The organism is Streptomyces sp. NPDC054975, assembly GCF_053609105.1.
In genome coordinates this window covers 1-15,118 of the sequence record NZ_JBSGWV010000048.1, presented here as the reverse complement: position 1 = coordinate 15,118, position 15,118 = coordinate 1, and the positions used below count along the sequence as shown (strand labels likewise).

At 73.2% G+C, this 15,118-nt stretch carries 12 protein-coding genes; 6 read left to right on the top strand and 6 right to left on the bottom strand.

What is annotated here, in order from left to right; genetic code table 11:
* Positions 1 to 26: 26 nt before the first annotated feature.
* Positions 27 to 1,220 carry an MFS transporter gene (locus ACWF79_RS28790; RefSeq protein ID WP_453731083.1) on the top strand — a complete coding sequence of 398 codons (1,194 nt, stop codon included), beginning with the start codon at positions 27 to 29 and terminating at the stop codon, positions 1,218 to 1,220.
* 89 nt (positions 1,221 to 1,309) lie between these two features.
* Here the strand turns inward: ACWF79_RS28790 and ACWF79_RS28785 are convergent, their stop codons facing one another.
* Together ACWF79_RS28785 and ACWF79_RS28780 are read right to left on the bottom strand one after the other, a co-directional pair.
* Complete coding sequence (locus tag ACWF79_RS28785) at positions 1,310 to 2,440, bottom strand: hypothetical protein (protein WP_453731082.1); 1,131 nt, start codon at positions 2,438 to 2,440, stop codon at positions 1,310 to 1,312.
* On the bottom strand, positions 2,437 to 3,366 hold the full coding sequence (locus ACWF79_RS28780) for a 5-dehydro-4-deoxyglucarate dehydratase (RefSeq protein WP_453731081.1): 930 nt from the start codon (positions 3,364 to 3,366) through the stop codon (positions 2,437 to 2,439). The genes ACWF79_RS28785 and ACWF79_RS28780 overlap by 4 nt, the downstream gene beginning before the upstream one ends.
* Positions 3,367 to 3,588: 222 nt before the next feature.
* Here ACWF79_RS28780 and ACWF79_RS28775 point away from each other — a divergent pair, with 222 nt between their 5' ends.
* Complete coding sequence (locus ACWF79_RS28775; RefSeq protein WP_453731080.1) at positions 3,589 to 4,398, top strand: NAD-dependent epimerase/dehydratase family protein; 810 nt, start codon at positions 3,589 to 3,591, stop codon at positions 4,396 to 4,398.
* Between the two features lie 163 nt (positions 4,399 to 4,561).
* Here ACWF79_RS28775 and ACWF79_RS28770 read toward each other — a convergent pair whose 3' ends face one another.
* Positions 4,562 to 5,503 carry an AraC family transcriptional regulator gene (locus tag ACWF79_RS28770; RefSeq protein WP_453731079.1) on the bottom strand — a complete coding sequence of 314 codons (942 nt, stop codon included), beginning with the start codon at positions 5,501 to 5,503 and terminating at the stop codon, positions 4,562 to 4,564.
* 100 nt (positions 5,504 to 5,603) lie between these two features.
* Between ACWF79_RS28770 and ACWF79_RS28765 the strand changes: the two genes are divergently transcribed.
* Together ACWF79_RS28765 and ACWF79_RS28760 are read left to right on the top strand one after the other, a co-directional pair.
* The gene (locus ACWF79_RS28765; protein WP_453731078.1) at positions 5,604 to 5,843 is read left to right on the top strand and encodes a hypothetical protein; all 240 of its coding nucleotides are present in this window, start codon (positions 5,604 to 5,606) and stop codon (positions 5,841 to 5,843) included.
* Positions 5,844 to 5,879: 36 nt separating this feature from the next.
* Complete coding sequence (locus tag ACWF79_RS28760; protein WP_453731077.1) at positions 5,880 to 7,109, top strand: TerD family protein; 1,230 nt, start codon at positions 5,880 to 5,882, stop codon at positions 7,107 to 7,109.
* Positions 7,110 to 7,157: 48 nt separating this feature from the next.
* On the opposite strand, the gene ACWF79_RS28755 is transcribed toward ACWF79_RS28760, so the two are convergent.
* The gene (locus tag ACWF79_RS28755; protein ID WP_453731076.1) at positions 7,158 to 8,735 is read right to left on the bottom strand and encodes a TROVE domain-containing protein; all 1,578 of its coding nucleotides are present in this window, start codon (positions 8,733 to 8,735) and stop codon (positions 7,158 to 7,160) included.
* A 343-nt stretch (positions 8,736 to 9,078) separates the two neighbouring features.
* Complete coding sequence (locus ACWF79_RS28750) at positions 9,079 to 10,506, bottom strand: alkaline phosphatase PhoX (protein WP_453731075.1); 1,428 nt, start codon at positions 10,504 to 10,506, stop codon at positions 9,079 to 9,081.
* Between the two features lie 88 nt (positions 10,507 to 10,594).
* On the opposite strand from ACWF79_RS28750, the gene ACWF79_RS28745 reads away from it, so the two are divergent.
* Entirely contained in the window at positions 10,595 to 11,362 is a 768-nt protein-coding gene (locus ACWF79_RS28745; protein WP_453731074.1) for an SDR family NAD(P)-dependent oxidoreductase, read from the top strand.
* 72 nt (positions 11,363 to 11,434) lie between these two features.
* Here the strand turns inward: ACWF79_RS28745 and ACWF79_RS28740 are convergent, their stop codons facing one another.
* Positions 11,435 to 12,898, bottom strand: a complete 1,464-nt coding sequence (locus tag ACWF79_RS28740; RefSeq protein WP_453731073.1) for a hypothetical protein — start codon at positions 12,896 to 12,898, stop codon at positions 11,435 to 11,437.
* Between the two features lie 279 nt (positions 12,899 to 13,177).
* Here ACWF79_RS28740 and ACWF79_RS28735 point away from each other — a divergent pair, with 279 nt between their 5' ends.
* Positions 13,178 to 15,016, top strand: coding sequence for an endonuclease/exonuclease/phosphatase family protein (locus ACWF79_RS28735; RefSeq protein WP_453731072.1), 1,839 nt, complete (start codon positions 13,178 to 13,180; stop codon positions 15,014 to 15,016).
* The last annotated feature ends 102 nt before the right edge of the window (positions 15,017 to 15,118 follow it).

The following is a 15,118-nucleotide window of genomic DNA, read 5'->3' as shown; positions in this document are numbered from 1 at the left end:
ACCACCTCAGGGGCCAGGCTGCCGCCATGAAGGGAACAGCGGGGCTGTATCTGACGGGGGTACTGGTGTCGGGCTTCGGCTCGACGGCGATGTGGCTCGCGTCGGGGATCTGGGTCAAGTCCCTGACCGGCTCGGACAGTCTGGCGGCACTGACCGTGTTCGCCCTGTGGGCGCCCGTGCTCGTCGGTCCGCTCCTCGGCACGGTCGCCGACCGGATGCGGCGGCGCCCGCTGATGGTGTGGTCGAACGTGGCGATGGCGGCGCTGCTGCCGGCGCTGCTGTGGGTCGACACGGCGGACCGGGTGTGGCTGCTGTTCGCGGTGCTCGTGCTGTACGGGGTCCAGGGCACCGTCCACGAGGCGGCGGAGGTCGCGCTGGCGGCGGGCGCGCTCGACAGAAGGCTGCTCGGGGACTTCAACGGGCTGCGGACGAGCGTCAACGAGGGCGTGAAGCTGGTCGCCCCGCTGCTCGCGGCCGCTCTCTTCGCCCGGTACGGCGGAGGGCCGGTCGCGCTGCTCGACGCGGCGACGTTCGCCCTCGCGGCGGCGCTGTTCGCGCTGATGCGGATACGGGAGGAGAAGCCGGCCCGCCCGGCCTCGGCGCACTGGCTGCGCGACACCGGGGAGGGCCTACGGACCATCCGGTCGTCCCCCGTGCTGCGCCGGCTCGTGCTGACGGGCTCCTTCACGATGCTGCTCGCCGGGGTCAACGGGGCGGCGATCTACGCCGTCGTGGACCGGGGCCTCGGCCACTCCCCCGCGTACACGGGTGTGCTGTACGCGGTCCAGGGCGCCGGCTCGGTCGTCGCGGGCCTGGCGGCGGGGCCCCTGTTGCGCCGGGTGACGGGACGGACGGTGGCCGCCACCGGCCTCGCCCTCTTCGCCCTGGCGGCGGGCGCCCGCGCCGTCCCGCACGACGGCGTGGCGCTGGGGGCGAGCGCTCTGATCGGGGTGGGCCTGCCGCTCGTCCTGGTCGCCGCGACGACGGCGGTGCAGCGGGAGTCCCCGGCGGACGCCGTCGGCCGCGCGGCCGCGACGGCGCACACCCTCCTCTTCGTGCCGAACGCCCTCGCCCTGGCGGCGGGCTCGGCCCTGGTCGCCCTCGTCGACGTCCGGGTCCTGCTCCCGCTGCTGACGGCGGCGGGACTGGCCGGGGCGGTCGTCCTGGCGACCCGCAGGGACTCCGCCGGGGCCGGGACGCGGGTCGGGGCGGACGCCTGAAGACGCCCGCCCCGTCGAGCCCGGCCGCGCCCGGGCCCGCCCCCCGCCCCGGGCCGGCCCCGCACGGCCCCGCCCGGGCGTCCGTCGCCTCAGCCCAGCGTCCGCAGGGCCTCCGCGACGGCGGCCAGGTCGGCGTCGGAGGCCAAACCCGCGTGGTACAGGCGGAGTTGGGTCGCGCCGTCCGCCGCCGCCCGCTTGGCGTCCTCGGCGAGCGTGCCGGGGGAACCACCCATCCCGGTCACCACACCGAAGTTGGCCGCGACGACGGTCTCCGGACGGGCCGCGCGGCCGAAGGGGCCCACGGAGGCCGCCGGGGTGACGACGCCGTCCGCGACCGCGAGCACGTGCTCCGGGTCGGTCCCGACGTTGGCGCCGCAGCGGTACGGCACGGGGTCGGCGTGGAGCAGGACCCGGAAACCGGGCGGGGCGGCCGCGCGGACGGCGGCCACGGCGGACTCCTGGAGCGCGCGGGCGGTCCGCGTGCGCCACGCGAGCACGGGCTCATCGAAGGCGCCGAGCCCGCCCGCGGGCCCGCCCGCCCACACCGGCTCCAGCGCCGCGCGCACCGCCGCCGCCAGCGCGTCGGGGTCGACGCCCCCGTCCTCGTACCCCTGCCGGCAGGAGGCGCAGAAGCAGAGGGACATCAGGTACTGCTCGCGGTCCCCGAGCGGGACCCCGGCGGTCTTGTCATGGGCGTGGAGGTGGGCGAGGCCGTACCAGCCGCAGGACTCCAGCTCCGTGCCGGCCGCCCCGGGCCGTACCGCCGCCTCGGCCGCGAGGTCCACGAGGTAGGCGCGGACATCGGGCTGCGCGATGCACGGCGCCCAGGGGTAGCGGTCGCCGTAGGCGTTGACGACCGAGGTCTCGGGACGCTCGGCGCCCAGACGGGAGTTGTGGGCGAGGACGACCCAGGAGTGGACCTCCAGGCCCGCGACCGCGAGCGCCCGCCCCGCCTCGCCGTACGCGTCGCCGGGCGCCCACTCCCCGGCCTCGTACGGCCGCAGCGCGCGGCCCGACCAGCGGGCCGGGTCCGGCGGGTAGAGGACGGCCGCGTGCTCGGCGGTGACGATCCGGTGCCGGGGGTGGCGGGGTGTCAGGGCGCGGGTGGAGTGGTACGCGGAGGCGAGGGTGACGCTCGTGAGGCCGAGGTCCGCGAGGAGGCGGGGCGCCGCCGGGTCGCCGGCGACGTCCCAGGGGTAGACGAACGCTCCGGCCCTCACGCGTCGCCTCCCAGCAGTGCGCGGCCGCGCTCGATGATCGTGGCGAGCTCCTTCAGGTGCTCGGGGGCCGGCTCGCTGAGCGGCGGGCGGACCTCGCCGACGTCCAGGCCGCCCATCCGTACCGCCGCCTTGACCAGCGAGACCGCGTAGCCGCGCCCCTTGGCGCGCAGTTCGACGAGGGGCCGGTAGAAGCCGTCGATGAGCTTCTCCACGGTCGTGTCGTCGCCGGTCGTGAGGGCGCGGTGGTAGGCGAGGGCGATGTCGGGGGCGAAGCAGAAGACGGCGGAGGAGTAGAGCGTGACGCCGATGCCCCGGTAGGCGAGTCCGGTGAGTTCGGCGGTCGGCAGGCCGTTGAAGTAGAGCAGGTCGAGTCCCTCGGCACGGACGGCGCTGACGATCCGCTGCATCAGGTCGAGGTCGCCGAGGCCGTCCTTGAGGCCGACGACGCCGTCGACGCGGGCGAGGGCGACGGCGGTCGCGGGGTTGAGGACGGCGTTGTCGCGCTGGTAGACGACGACGTCGAGCGAGGTGGCGGCGGCGAGTTCGGTGTAGTGCCGCAGGAGCCCCGCCTGGTCGGGGACGACGAGGTACGGGGGCATGGCGAGGAGCCCGTCCGCGCCGGCCTCCTCGGCGAGCCGCGCGTACTGGATCGCGAGCGCCGTGCCGTAGCCGGCGCCGGCGACGACGGGGACGCGGCCTGCGGACTCCTCGACGGCGGCGGCGACGCAGTCGCGGAACTCCTCGGGGGTCAGGGCGTGGAACTCGCCCGTTCCGCAACAGGCGAAGACCGCGGCGGCGCCTGCCTCGATGCCCCCGCGCACATGGACACGGAAGAGGTCGAGGTCGACGGTGCCGTCCGGGGCGAAGGCGGTGACGGGAAAGAACAGCAGGCCGTCGAGCCGTTCGGCGAGCGGGGCTGTGGTCACGGGCGCTCCCAGAGAAGTCCGTCGTGCACCGTCGTGCACAGTTATGATTGTTGTCCATATTCTTGAACGCCTTCACGCTAGAGCAGCCGCGAAGCGCCGGTCAAGGCGCAAACCCATCTCCCTCATGCGGTCTTGACGGTCCGTGCGCACCCTTGACGCTCGACGATCACCCTCCCTACCGTGTCCACGGTTGTGAATGCGATCCACGGACGGAGACTCCCGATGCCCACACCCCGTACCGTCCTGCTCACCGGCGCCGCCGGCGGCGTCGGCACGCTGATGCGCGAGCTGCTGCCCGCGTACGGATACGAGCTCCGGCTGCTCGACATCGCGCCCGTCGAGGGCGCGCCGGACGCGATCGTCGCCGACCTCGCCGACCGCGAGGCGCTGCGCGAGGCCGTCCGGGGCGTCGACGCGATCGTCCATCTCGCCGGGATCTCCCTGGAGGCCGACTTCGAGAAGATCGTGGCCGCCAACATCACCGGCCTGCACCACGTATACGAGGCCGCCCGCGAGGAGGGGGTGGGCCGGATCGTCCTCGCCTCCAGCAACCACGCCGTCGGCTTCACCCCACGGCCGCGGGGCGACGACCCGGTGATCCCCGTGGACACCCCGCACCGCCCGGACACCTTCTACGGCCTGTCCAAGTGCTTCGGCGAGGACCTGGCGCAGTTCTACTGGGACAAGCACGGCCTGGAGACCGTCTCCGTCCGGATCGGCTCCTGCTTCCCCGAGCCGACGTCGGTGCGCATGCTGTCGATGTGGCTGAGCCCGGCCGACTGCGCCCGCCTGCTGCACGCGACGCTGACGGCCGAGGGCGTGGGGCACACCGTGGTGTACGGCTCCTCGGCCAACACCCGGCTGTGGTGGGACCTTTCCTCGGCGCGGGCGCTCGGTTACGAGCCGCGGGACGACTCGGAGCGCTACGCGGAACGGATCATCGCCGAACAGGGGCTGCCGAAGGAGGACGACCCGGCGGACGCGCACCTCGGCGGCCACTTCTGCACGGAGCCGCCGCGCTGGCCGCACTGAAGCGGGAACTCAGGGCCCGGCCGGACTTATGCGGGGGCGCCGGCCGGGCCCGGGTCACTCCATGCGCTGGCACAGGCGACGGAGGGAACGTTACGGCGGCGGCGCGGGCGTCCGCGATCCGCTCAGCGCGGCGACCGTCCGCGAAACGCGGCAGGTCCGCCGGTCAGCGCGTCGCCGAACGCAGCGTCCGGGACGGCGGCTGTCCGAACCGGGCCCGGTACTGCGCGGCGAACCTCCCGTGATGGGTGAAGCCCCAGCGCCAGGCCACCTCGCTCACGCTCAGCTCCCCCGGCCCCGCGCCCCGCAGCTCCTCGTGGACCCGTTCCAGCCGGACGTCACGGACGTACGCCATCGGCGACATACCCACGCACTCCCGGAACGACTCCTGGAGCCGGCGCACCCCCACCCCGGCGAGTTCGGCGAGTTCGGTCGTGGTGAACGGGTGCTCGGGACGGGCCCGTACGGCGTCCATCGCACGTTTGACGGGCACGGGCCGGAGCCGGCCGCCCGGATGGGCCAGCTCGTCCCGCCAGGGGTGGTCGGCGGCCAGCAACAGCCCGTTGAGCAGGGCCTCCTGGAGGGGAGCGGCGACCAGTGCGTGCTGGGCCAGCCCGTCCCCCGCGAGCGCCTCCCGCGCCACCTGGAGCGCGAGGCGCGCCCAGTCGAGACCGGGGCCGCCGGTGAGGTCCAGGTAGGGCGCGAAGGCGAGCCGGCCGCGCGGCGGGCGGCCGATGAGCCGTTCGAGCCGCTCACCCAGCGCGACCGCGTCGATCTTGACGGAGAGCGTGCGGCAGTCCCCGCTCCAGCGCTCCAGGACCGTGTCCCCGTAGGGGTCGAGCACCACGGCCTCGGTCGCCGTCGCGACCACGGGCGCGGCCCCGCCCTGGCGCAGCTCCATCGTCCCGCCGAGCGGGGCGTTGACATGGAAGGCCCCGAGCTCCCCGAAACGCATCCGGACGTCGGCCCCGCAGGACAGGTCGCCGATCACCAGCGGCCCCAGCTCAACGGTGTCGAACGTGGCCGCGAAGGGACGTTCCCGCCGCTCGATGACGTCCATGAAGTTGGCGTAGTAGCGCGCGTCGATCTCCTGGCGCGCCTCGTCCACGTCCCGTGTCCTGAAAGAGCTCCCACCCACGAGCGGAAAGAATACGATCTTCGGGAAATTCGCATGACGGACCTCCCCACCGAAGGGCACGATGCCCGCCATGCCACAACCTTCCGGATTCAGCTACGAACAGCGCGGCGACGGCACCGTCGTCATCACCCACCGGGGCCGCGCGGCGGGCACCCTGCGCGGGGCCCGTGCGGAGAAGTTCCTGGCGGAGGTGGGGTCGGGGGACGCGCAGCTGGTCATGGCGCGCTGGACGGGCGCGTACAAGTTCGGCAACGAGCGGGCGGCCCGGAACCACCCGCGTAACCGAAGTGGCCGAAGGGAGGGAAGGTAAGGGAACGGCAAAGCTGTCTCGCTCGTTACCCCAGGCATGACCGCTATGACCCCCGGCTCGAACATCCCGCTCTCCGCCGCGCGCGTGGCGGTGGACGTCGCCGCTCCGGTACGGCTCGACGTCTCGGGCCTGCTGCTCAGCGCCAACGGCAAGGTGCGCTCCGACGACGACTTCATCTTCTACAACCAGCCGACCGGCCCCGGTGTGACCTACCGCTCCGGCGGCGGCACGGCTCCGGACGCGATCGTCGTGGACACCGGCGCGGTGCCGCCGGGCATCGAGAAGATCGTCGTCACCGCGAGCCCCGACGCCGCGGGCCAGACCTTCCAGGGCGTCGAGCCCACGGCGACGATTCGCAACGCGGACGACGGCAGCGTCCTCGCCACCTTCACCCCGCCGCAGCTCGGCACGGAGACGGCGCTGGTCGTCGTCGAGATCTACCTCCGCAACGGCGCCTGGAAGGCGCGCGCGGTGGGCCAGGGGTACGCCAACGGCCTCGCGGGCATCGCCACCGACTTCGGCGTCTCGGTGGACGAGGAGCCGGCCGCGGCGCCCGCCGCCGCCCCGGTGGCACCGCCCGCCCCGCCCGCTCCGCCCGTGTCGGCTCCCGTGGACCCGCGGATCGCCGCCCCGACGCCTCCGCCGCCCTCCGCTCCCCCGGCCGCCCCGGCCGCTCCCGTCTCCACGGGCAAGATCAACCTGGACAAGGGCCGGGTCAGCCTCCAGAAGAACCAGACGGTCTCCCTGGTCAAGGGCGGCCGTCCGCTGCTCTCCCAGGTCAAGATGGGCCTCGGCTGGGAGCCCGCGTACCGCGGCAAGGACATCGACCTCGACGCCTCCGTCATCGCGTACGGCCCGCAGCGCAACCACCAGGACAGCTGCTACTTCGGCAAGCTCTCCATCCTGAACGGCGCGATCAAGCACTCCGGTGACAACCTCACGGGCGAGGGCGCGGGCGACGACGAGGTCATCGTCGTCGACCTCGGCCGTCTCCCGGCCGACACCACGGGCCTGGTCTTCACGGTGAACTCGTTCTCCGGCCAGAAGTTCACCGAGGTCGCCAAGGCGTACTGCCGTCTGATGGACGCGGCGACCGGCGAGGAGCTGGTCCGCTTCGACCTGACGACGGCCGAGCCGCAGACGGGCGTGATGATGGCCAAGCTCATCAAGCAGTTCTCCGGCGAGTGGGAGATGACGGCGATGGGCGAGTTCGTGAAGTCGCGGACGGTCCGCGGCATGGTGAAGCCCGCCGCGCAGGCGCTCTGACCGCTGCTACGGAAGGGGCCCGCCGGTCTTGGACCGGCGGGCCCTTCGTCACTCCACCCACGGCCAGTCGGCCGAGCGCCCCGCTTCCAGCAGCGGAACCATCCGGAACGCGGCGTCGGTCAGCCCCGCGAAGGTGTGGCGCCGACCGGTCCCCGACGGCCCGTGGCCGACCCGGTAGCCCGCCAGGTTCCAGGTGTAGACCGGGACGTGCTCCGGCACCTGCGCGGTCGGCTCCCCGCGCCGGCTGTAGGACGTCTGCTCGTCGGTGACGATCAGGACCCGGTCGTGCCCCTTGTAGTGCGTGCGCACGGCCTCGGCGGTGTTGGTGCCGCCGAGGTCGCCGAAGCGGCCGAGGACCTTCAGCACGGACTCGCCCGCCTGGTACGTGACCGGGGCGCTGCGCGTACCGAACTCCACCAGGTCCGCGTCGGCCGCCCGCATCGCCACGGCCGTGCCGAACACGGCGGCCGCGTCGGCCCGGTTGAGCTCGGAGCGGTCCGAGAGCGGCGACCACATGGAACCCGAGCGGTCGACCAGGACCAGCGTCCGACCGGGCAGCGCGGGCACGTTCGCCAGCGAGTGGCCGAGCGCCTGCTCCAGCGGGTACGCCCAGCGCAGGGACGGCGCGTGCCGGTACGCGGCGAGATAGCGGAACGGGAACTGGCGCGAGGCCGCGACGACCTCGGGGTCCGCGATTCTCGCCGCCACCTGGGCGGCGACCTCGTCGGAGACCCCGGCCTGGTCGAAGTTGCGCAGGTTGCGCACGAGCGCCATGGCGCCCATGGACGGGATGACGGCCTCCCAGGCCGCCGCGTCCATCGGCCCCTGCAACCAGCCCGCCAGCGCCTCCCAGGTCATCCCGGCCTCGGCCAGCCGCCGCGCCCCGTCGGGTCCGACGACCACGGCGCGCCGCTCCTCCACCGGCAGCGCCATGAGGGCCCGGTGCGCGGTGAGGGTACGGCTGGACGCCGGCGGGAGGGCGGTCTCGGGGTGGTGGCGCCGGTCGAGCGCGTACCGGAAGAGCTCGCCCTGCCACGCCTTCGCGGGGTCGGGGCTCGCGTGCACCAGGTTGAGGACGTCGGCGAAGCGGTAGCCCTTGGAGTCGGTGTCGTACTTCAGCAGGGACTTCGCGGAGTACAGCCGGCGTACGGCGTCGGCGACGCCACGCTTGACGGGCTTCGGGATGTTCCGTCCGTACAGGGAGGTCCAGTAGCCGAGCAGTTCGCCGGGCTCGTCCGCGCGGAGCAGGACGGAGTCGACGACGCGCCGGTTGGAGGGGCCGGTCTCCACGCCCGCGTCGAGGCGCGCCTTGACGTACTCGGCGGCGCCGACGAGGGAGGCGGTGCGCATGTGGGCGTCGCGCCGCAGCCAGCCGAGCAGTCCGGCGGTCCACTCCGGGTCCTCGACGGCGAGCTTCCGCACGAGGGCGGCGAAACGGTCGTCGCGCTCCTCGCCGCTCTCGTAGAAGGTCCGCTGCGTGACGAAGTTGGCGACCGCGAGCAGGAAGAGCTCGGACCTGGGCTCGCGCAGGTGACCGGCGCCGCCCTGATGGGTGCCGGCGCGACCGGTGGAGACCACGGGCGAGGTGGTGCGGGCGCGGGTGGTACGCAGGTTGAAGCGTGCCATGTGAATTCCCCCGAATTCATGCGTGCGGGGACGGCACAGGGCGCGAGGACGACGAGGGTGCCCGAGATCAGGAGTCGGCGACGGTGCTAGTCGGCTGCTCTACCCGATTGAGCTACACACCCCGAGGGGCGTGACGGGACTCGAACCCGCAACCTGCTGATCCAAGGAAGTATCCGTCGCCTGCGCACCGGGCACCCTCGTGTCCATGCTGTGCCTCCCGAGATCAAAGAGGCGGCGGCGTGATTTCGTGGAAGAAGGAGCCGCTGCCGGCGCACCGGGAGGTGCATGGGGATGACCTTAGGCGGGTGGCACGCCCACCCGCCAAGGGTTTTTCCGGGAGGGTTCAGCGACGCGGCTGGCGGCGCCAGGGGCCGGTGATGGCGACCATGATGCCCGGGTCCTGGATGTTGGCGTAGAGGGTGTCGCCGTCGGGCGAGAAGACGACGCCGGTGAACTCGCTGTCGTTCAGGTCGTTGCGGGCGATGGGGTACGTACGGCCCCGCTCGGTGGCGCCGAAGAGGTGCTGCACGCCCTCGCCGTCCTCGGCGATGACGAGACCGCCGTAGGGGGAGACGGTGATGTTGTCCGGGCCGTCGTAGGCGCCGTCCTTGTCCGGGTCGGCGTTGACGCCGAGCAGGACCTGGAGGGTCAGCGTGCGGCGCTTGGGGTCGTAGAACCAGACCTGGCCGTCGTGCGCGGCGCCGGGGCTCTCGTCACGGGCGTACGAGGAGACGATGTAGGCACCGCCGTCGGCCCACCACATGCCCTCCAGCTTGCGGGCGCGGGTGACCTCGTCGGGGCCGAACTGCCGGCGGACCTCGACCTCGCGGCCGTCGCGGTCGGGGACGTCCAGCCAGTCCACCCCGTAGACCGTGCCGATCCGGGTGGCGCGGGAGAGGTCGTCGACGAAGCGGCCGCCCGAGTCGATGCAGCGGGGCGCCTGGAGGACACCGGCGTCGTCGGCGAGGGTACGGAGCTTGCCCCGGCCGTGCTCGAAGCCCTGCGGCGGCACCCAGCGGAAGAAGAGGCCGTTGGGCTCGTCGGCGTCCTCGGTGAGGTAGGCGTGACCGCGCTTGGGGTCGATGACGACCGCCTCGTGGTCGTAGCGGCCGAAGGCCTTGATGGGCTTGGGGTCGCGGTTGGCGCGGCGGTCGCGCGGGTCGACCTCGAAGACGTAGCCGTGGTCCTTGGTCATGCCGTTCTCGCCGGCCCGGTCGGAGTTCTCCTCGCAGGTGAGCCAGGTGCCCCAGGAGGTGCGGCCACCGGCGCAGTTGGTGGAGGTGCCGGCGATGCCGACCCACTCGGCGACGGTGCCGTCGCGGTGCACCTCGACGACCGTGCAGCCGCCGGCCGCGGCGGGGTCGTAGACGAGGCCCTCGGTGAGCGGGACCGGGTGCGCCCACTTGGAGCGGGGGCCCTTGAGCTCGTGGTTGTTGACCAGCAGCGTCGTGCCACGGGGGCCGGCGAACGTGGCGGTGCCGTCGTGCTTCTGCGGGGTGAACTCACCAGACTCCAGCGTGGTGACGCCGCTGTGGGTGAGGACGCGGTACGAGAACCCGGCGGGCAGCGCGAGCACGCCCTTGGGGTCCTCGACGAGGGGGCCGTAGCCGAGCCGGTGCCGGTCGCCGTGCGACGCCTGCTCCTCGATCCGGTCGTCGGGCGTGGCGAGCGCCTCGGGGGCGGTCGCGAGGGCCGCGACGGTACCGGTCAGGACGAGGCCCGCTCCGGCGGCGGTGGACTGCTTGGCGAACTCTCGGCGGTTGAGAGGCATGGCGTGGTCGTCTCCCTGTCGTCACCCGGTGTCGGGCACACGCTCCCGCCCGCGTATAAACGACAGTTGAACAGAGAGGCGGCCTTCCATGAACCTGCCCGACACCGGTCGGCGTGTCCTGGTGAGCGGCGCCTCCCGGGGACTGGGCCGAGCGGTGGCCCAGGCCTTCGCCGGGAACGGCGACCGGGTGGCGGTGCACTACGGCTCGCGCGCGGAAGAGGCCCGCGCGACACTGTCCTCCCTCCCGGGCACGGGCCACGCGCTCGTCGGCGGCGACCTGGCGGACCCGCAGGGCGCGGCGGCGGTGGCGGACGCGGCGGCGGAGGCGCTGGGCGGGATCGACGTCCTGGTGAACAACGCGGCGGTCAACGAACGGCACCCTCTGCCGGAGACGCCGTACGAGGAGTGGGTGGCGGTCTGGCAGCGGCACGTGGCGGTGAACCTCCTCGCCACGGCGAACCTCAGTCATCTGGCGGCCCGCCGCATGATCGACCAGGGCGGTGGCGGCCGGATCGTCAACATCGGCTCCCGGGGCGCGTTCCGGGGAGAGCCCGACCACCCGGCCTACGGTGCGACGAAGGCCGCCGTCCACGCGCTCGGCCAGTCCCTGGCGGTCTCCCTGGCCCCGCACGGCATCGCCGTGGCCTCGGTGGCCCCCGGCTTCTTCAGCACCGAACGCGTCAGCCCCCGCCTCACGGGCGCGGAGGGCGAGGCCATCCGCGCCCAGAGCCCCTTCGGCCGGGTGGCCACCCCGCACGAGATCGCCCACGCGGTCCTCTGGCTGGCTTCCCCGCAGGCCGAATGGTCCTCGGGCACCATCCTGGACCTCAACGGCGCCTCCCACCTCCGGACGTAACGCCTCCAGGACGGCCCAGGCCGGGGGGCGGGGCCCACGCGCGTGCGCCCCGGCCCCGGCCCCGGCCACACGTCACGCGCCCCCGCGCGACCTCGCCTTGAAGGCCGCCTTACGGGCCTCCTTCGCCGCGGTCTTGTCCGGGTGGAGGCGGCCCATCGCCTCCAGGACGTCCGCCGTCGCCGGGTGCTCGACGCGCCACGCCGCTTCGAAGAAGCCGCTGTGCCGGCCCGTCAGGCCCTCGATCAGCTCCCGGAGCTCGTCCAGCTCCCCCCGCGCGTCCAGCTGCGCCGCGATCGTGTCGATCGCCAGCCAGAAGATCATCGCCTCGGACGGCGCCGGCACGTCCGCCGCCCCGCGCTCCGCCAGCCAGACCCGGGCGAGCCCGCCCAGCTCCGGGTCGTCGAGCACCTCCCGTACCGCAGGCTCCGCCTCCGGGCCCACCAGCGAGAGCGCCTGCTGGCAGTGGAGCCGCCGCAGCGGGGAGCCGGCGTCCGCGCCCCGCGCCGCGCCGAGCAGCTCGCGTGCCGCGCCCACCGCGTCACGGCCCTCCAGCCAGCCCACGGTCTCGGCGCGCGCCGCCCTCTCGGGGTAGGACGCGAGCCCGTCCAGGAGCACGTCCGCGCCCTTGTCCGCCAGTTCGCCGACGGCCGGCGCGTCCACGCCCGCCTCCATCATCCGGGCCCGCACGCCGTACAGCCCCAGCGGCGTCAGCCGGACCATGCCGTACCGGCTCACGTCCTCCTCGTCGAGCTCGTCGGTCCCTTCGGGCTGGGAGGCCGGCTCCTCCTCGCCCTCCTCGACCATCAGCGCCTCGTCGACGGGCTGGTACTCGACGAGCCCGAGGGGCTCCAGCAGCCGGAACTGGTCGTCGAGGCGCATCATCGCCTCCGAGACCTGCTCCAGCACGTCGTCCGTCGGCTCGCCCATGTCGTCCGGGACGATCATCGACGCGGCAAGCGCCGGCAGCGGCACCGGACCGTCGCCCGGCCCGCTCTCGCCGACGGTCAGCAGGTAGAGGTTGCCGAGCACACCCTCCAGGAACTCGGCCTCCTCCTCCGGGTTCCAGTCGAGCCGCTCGAAGTCGATCTCGCCGTCCTCGCCGATGACGTCCGCGATGTCGTCCAGAAGGGGCGCGGTGGCGTCGGCGAAGACGACGTCCAGGCCGTCGAGCCAGATCGCGAGGACGTCGCGCGGCGCCCCGCCCGTGAGGAGCGCGAGGTTGTCGCCCGCGGTCGCCACGCCCGGGGTGTCGTCGTCGCCGTCCTCGACGTCCACGAGCCCGGTGTCGACCGCGAGGCGCCACGCCTCGCTCGCGTACGCCTCGCCGTCCTCGTCCTCCGCGAGGCCCAACACCTCGGCCGCTGCCGGCAGTTGCTCCTCGACGAGTTCGCCGCCCGCACCGACCCGGGTCTCGGGTCCGGCCCAGCGGGCGAGCCTCGCCGCGCGGGACAGGAGGGGCGTGGCCAGGGCTTCCCGCGCCAGCTCCGCGTCCGAGTGCAACTGAACGGGGGGCAGGGTGGGGCGGTCCGGTGCCATCTGCGATTTCTCCTCGAAGGGCGTGTGAGCCTGGGCGGCCGCGCGGTCGGCGCAAGGGCCGGGACGGGCCGGACGGGCTGGACGTACGGTCGGAACGTACGAGCTGAACGTACGGGCTGAACGCGCCTCAGCGTAGACGCAATTCCCACCCCTCCCTCCGGTTCACGGAGCTGTCAGCCTTCGTACACCCGTCGACCCTTGACAAGTGCCCCGTCGAGCCAAGAGATTGACGCGCGTAGATGTACCGACCGAACATCCAAGCGCCTCCGGAGTACCCTGATGCCTTCCTCCATACCGAGATCCGCGGCCGTGGCCGCCGTCGTGTCCGCCGCGCTCGCCGCCGGCCTGCTCGCCGCCTCCGGCAGCGCCGTGGCCGAGGACACCGCCGCCGTCCGTATCCACGACATCCAGGGCACCACCCGCGTCTCGCCCCTCGTCGGCACCCAGGTGACCGGCGTCACGGGCATCGTGACCGGCGTACGGACCTACGGATCGCGCGGCTTCTGGATCCAGGACCCGCAGGCCGACGACAACCCGGCCACCAGCGAGGGCCTGTTCGTCTTCACCAGCTCCGTGCCGAAGGTCGCCGTCGGCGACGCCGTCAGCGTGAACGGCCTGGTCGGCGAGTACGTCCCGGGCGGTCTGAACTCGGGCAACCAGTCGATGACGCAGATCTCCAAGCCGACCGTCACCGTGGTCTCCTCCGGGAACCCGCTCCCGGCCCCCGTGACGATCTCCGCCTCGTCGGTCCCGAGCGCCTACGCCCCCGAGGGCGACCCGGCCGCCGCCGGCTCCATCAACGGGCTCACGCTGCGCCCGGACACGTACGCCCTGGACTACTACGAGTCCCTGGAGGGCACCAACGTCCGCGTCGGCACCTCCCGCGTGGTGGGCGCGACCGACCCGTACTCCGAGCTCTGGGTGACGGTGAAGCCCTGGGAGAACCGCAACGTGCGCGGCGGCACGGTCTACGGCTCGTACACCTCGCAGAACACCGGCCGGCTCCAGATCCAGTCGCTGACCCCGATCGCCGAGAAGCCCTTCCCCAAGGCGAACGTCGGTGACGTGCTCTCCGGCACCACCGAGGGCCCGCTGGACTTCAACCAGTTCGGCGGCTACACGCTGACGGCCCGCACCCTGGGCACGGTCGTGGACCGCGGTCTGGAGCGCGAGACCACGGACAAGCAGCACAAGAACGAGCTCGCGGTCGCGACGTACAACGTCGAGAACCTCGACCCGTCGGACCCGCAGGAGAAGTTCGACGCGCTGGCGGCGGCCGTCGTCGACAACCTGGCCTCCCCCGACATCCTCGCCCTGGAGGAGATCCAGGACAACAACGGCGCGAAGAACGACGGCACGGTCGCCGCCGACCAGACGCTGAAGAAGTTCACCGACGCCATCGCGGCGGCGGGCGGCCCGGCGTACGAGTGGCGCTCGATCGACCCCGAGAACAACAAGGACGGCGGCGAGCCCGGCGGCAACATCCGCCAGGTCTTCCTCTTCAACCCCGAGCGGGTCGCGTTCACCGACCGCACGGGCGGCAACGCGGCGGCCGCGACGGACGTGGTGCGCGGCGAGAGCGGGCGTCCGGAGCTGACGCTCTCCCCCGGCCGGATCGACCCGGCCGACACGGCCTGGGAGAACAGCCGCAAGCCGCTGGCGGGCGAGTTCACCTTCCGTGGCCGCACGGTCTTCGTGATCGCCAACCACTTCGGCTCCAAGGGCGGCGACGAGTCGCTGACCTCGCACCACCAGCCGCCGGTCCGCTCCTCCGAGGCGAAGCGCCTGCTCCAGGCGCAGTCCGTGAACGCCTTCGTCAAGGACGTCCTCGCGATCCGGAAGGACGCCGACGTCCTCGTCGTCGGTGACATCAACGACTTCGAGTTCTCCGGGACGACGAACGCGCTGACGGAGGGCGGGGCGCTCTACCCGGCGGTGAAGTCGCTGCCGCGCTCCGAGCGGTACTCGTACGTCTTCCAGGGCAACAGCCAGGTTCTCGACCAGATCCTGACCAGCCCGGGTGTCGGCCACTTCGAGTACGACAGCGTCCACATCAACGCGGAGTTCGCGGACCAGAACAGCGACCACGACCCGCAGGTGCTGCGCTTCCGCCCGTAAGGGCGTGCGCTACACGCCCCCGCGGAGGGGGCGCGCGGGCGGGTGGCGCGTAACCCAGCCCCCCGCGGCCCCCCCGGAGCGCTCGAACATAGCCCCCAGCCG

What these genes read in the sequence shown, in the direction of transcription:
- ACWF79_RS28775 (WP_453731080.1), top strand. Translation starts at nt 3,589, where the DNA reads ATGCCCACACCCCGTACCGTCCTGCTCACCGGCGCCGCCGGCGGCGTC.
- ACWF79_RS28765 (WP_453731078.1), top strand. Translation starts at nt 5,604, where the DNA reads ATGCCACAACCTTCCGGATTCAGCTACGAACAGCGCGGCGACGGCACC.
- ACWF79_RS28760 (WP_453731077.1), top strand. Translation starts at nt 5,880, where the DNA reads ATGACCGCTATGACCCCCGGCTCGAACATCCCGCTCTCCGCCGCGCGC.
- ACWF79_RS28755 (WP_453731076.1), bottom strand. Translation starts at nt 8,735, where the DNA reads ATGGCACGCTTCAACCTGCGTACCACCCGCGCCCGCACCACCTCGCCC.
- ACWF79_RS28750 (WP_453731075.1), bottom strand. Translation starts at nt 10,506, where the DNA reads ATGCCTCTCAACCGCCGAGAGTTCGCCAAGCAGTCCACCGCCGCCGGA.
- ACWF79_RS28745 (WP_453731074.1), top strand. Translation starts at nt 10,595, where the DNA reads ATGAACCTGCCCGACACCGGTCGGCGTGTCCTGGTGAGCGGCGCCTCC.
- ACWF79_RS28740 (WP_453731073.1), bottom strand. Translation starts at nt 12,898, where the DNA reads ATGGCACCGGACCGCCCCACCCTGCCCCCCGTTCAGTTGCACTCGGAC.
- ACWF79_RS28790 (WP_453731083.1), top strand. Translation starts at nt 27, where the DNA reads ATGAAGGGAACAGCGGGGCTGTATCTGACGGGGGTACTGGTGTCGGGC.
- ACWF79_RS28735 (WP_453731072.1), top strand. Translation starts at nt 13,178, where the DNA reads ATGCCTTCCTCCATACCGAGATCCGCGGCCGTGGCCGCCGTCGTGTCC.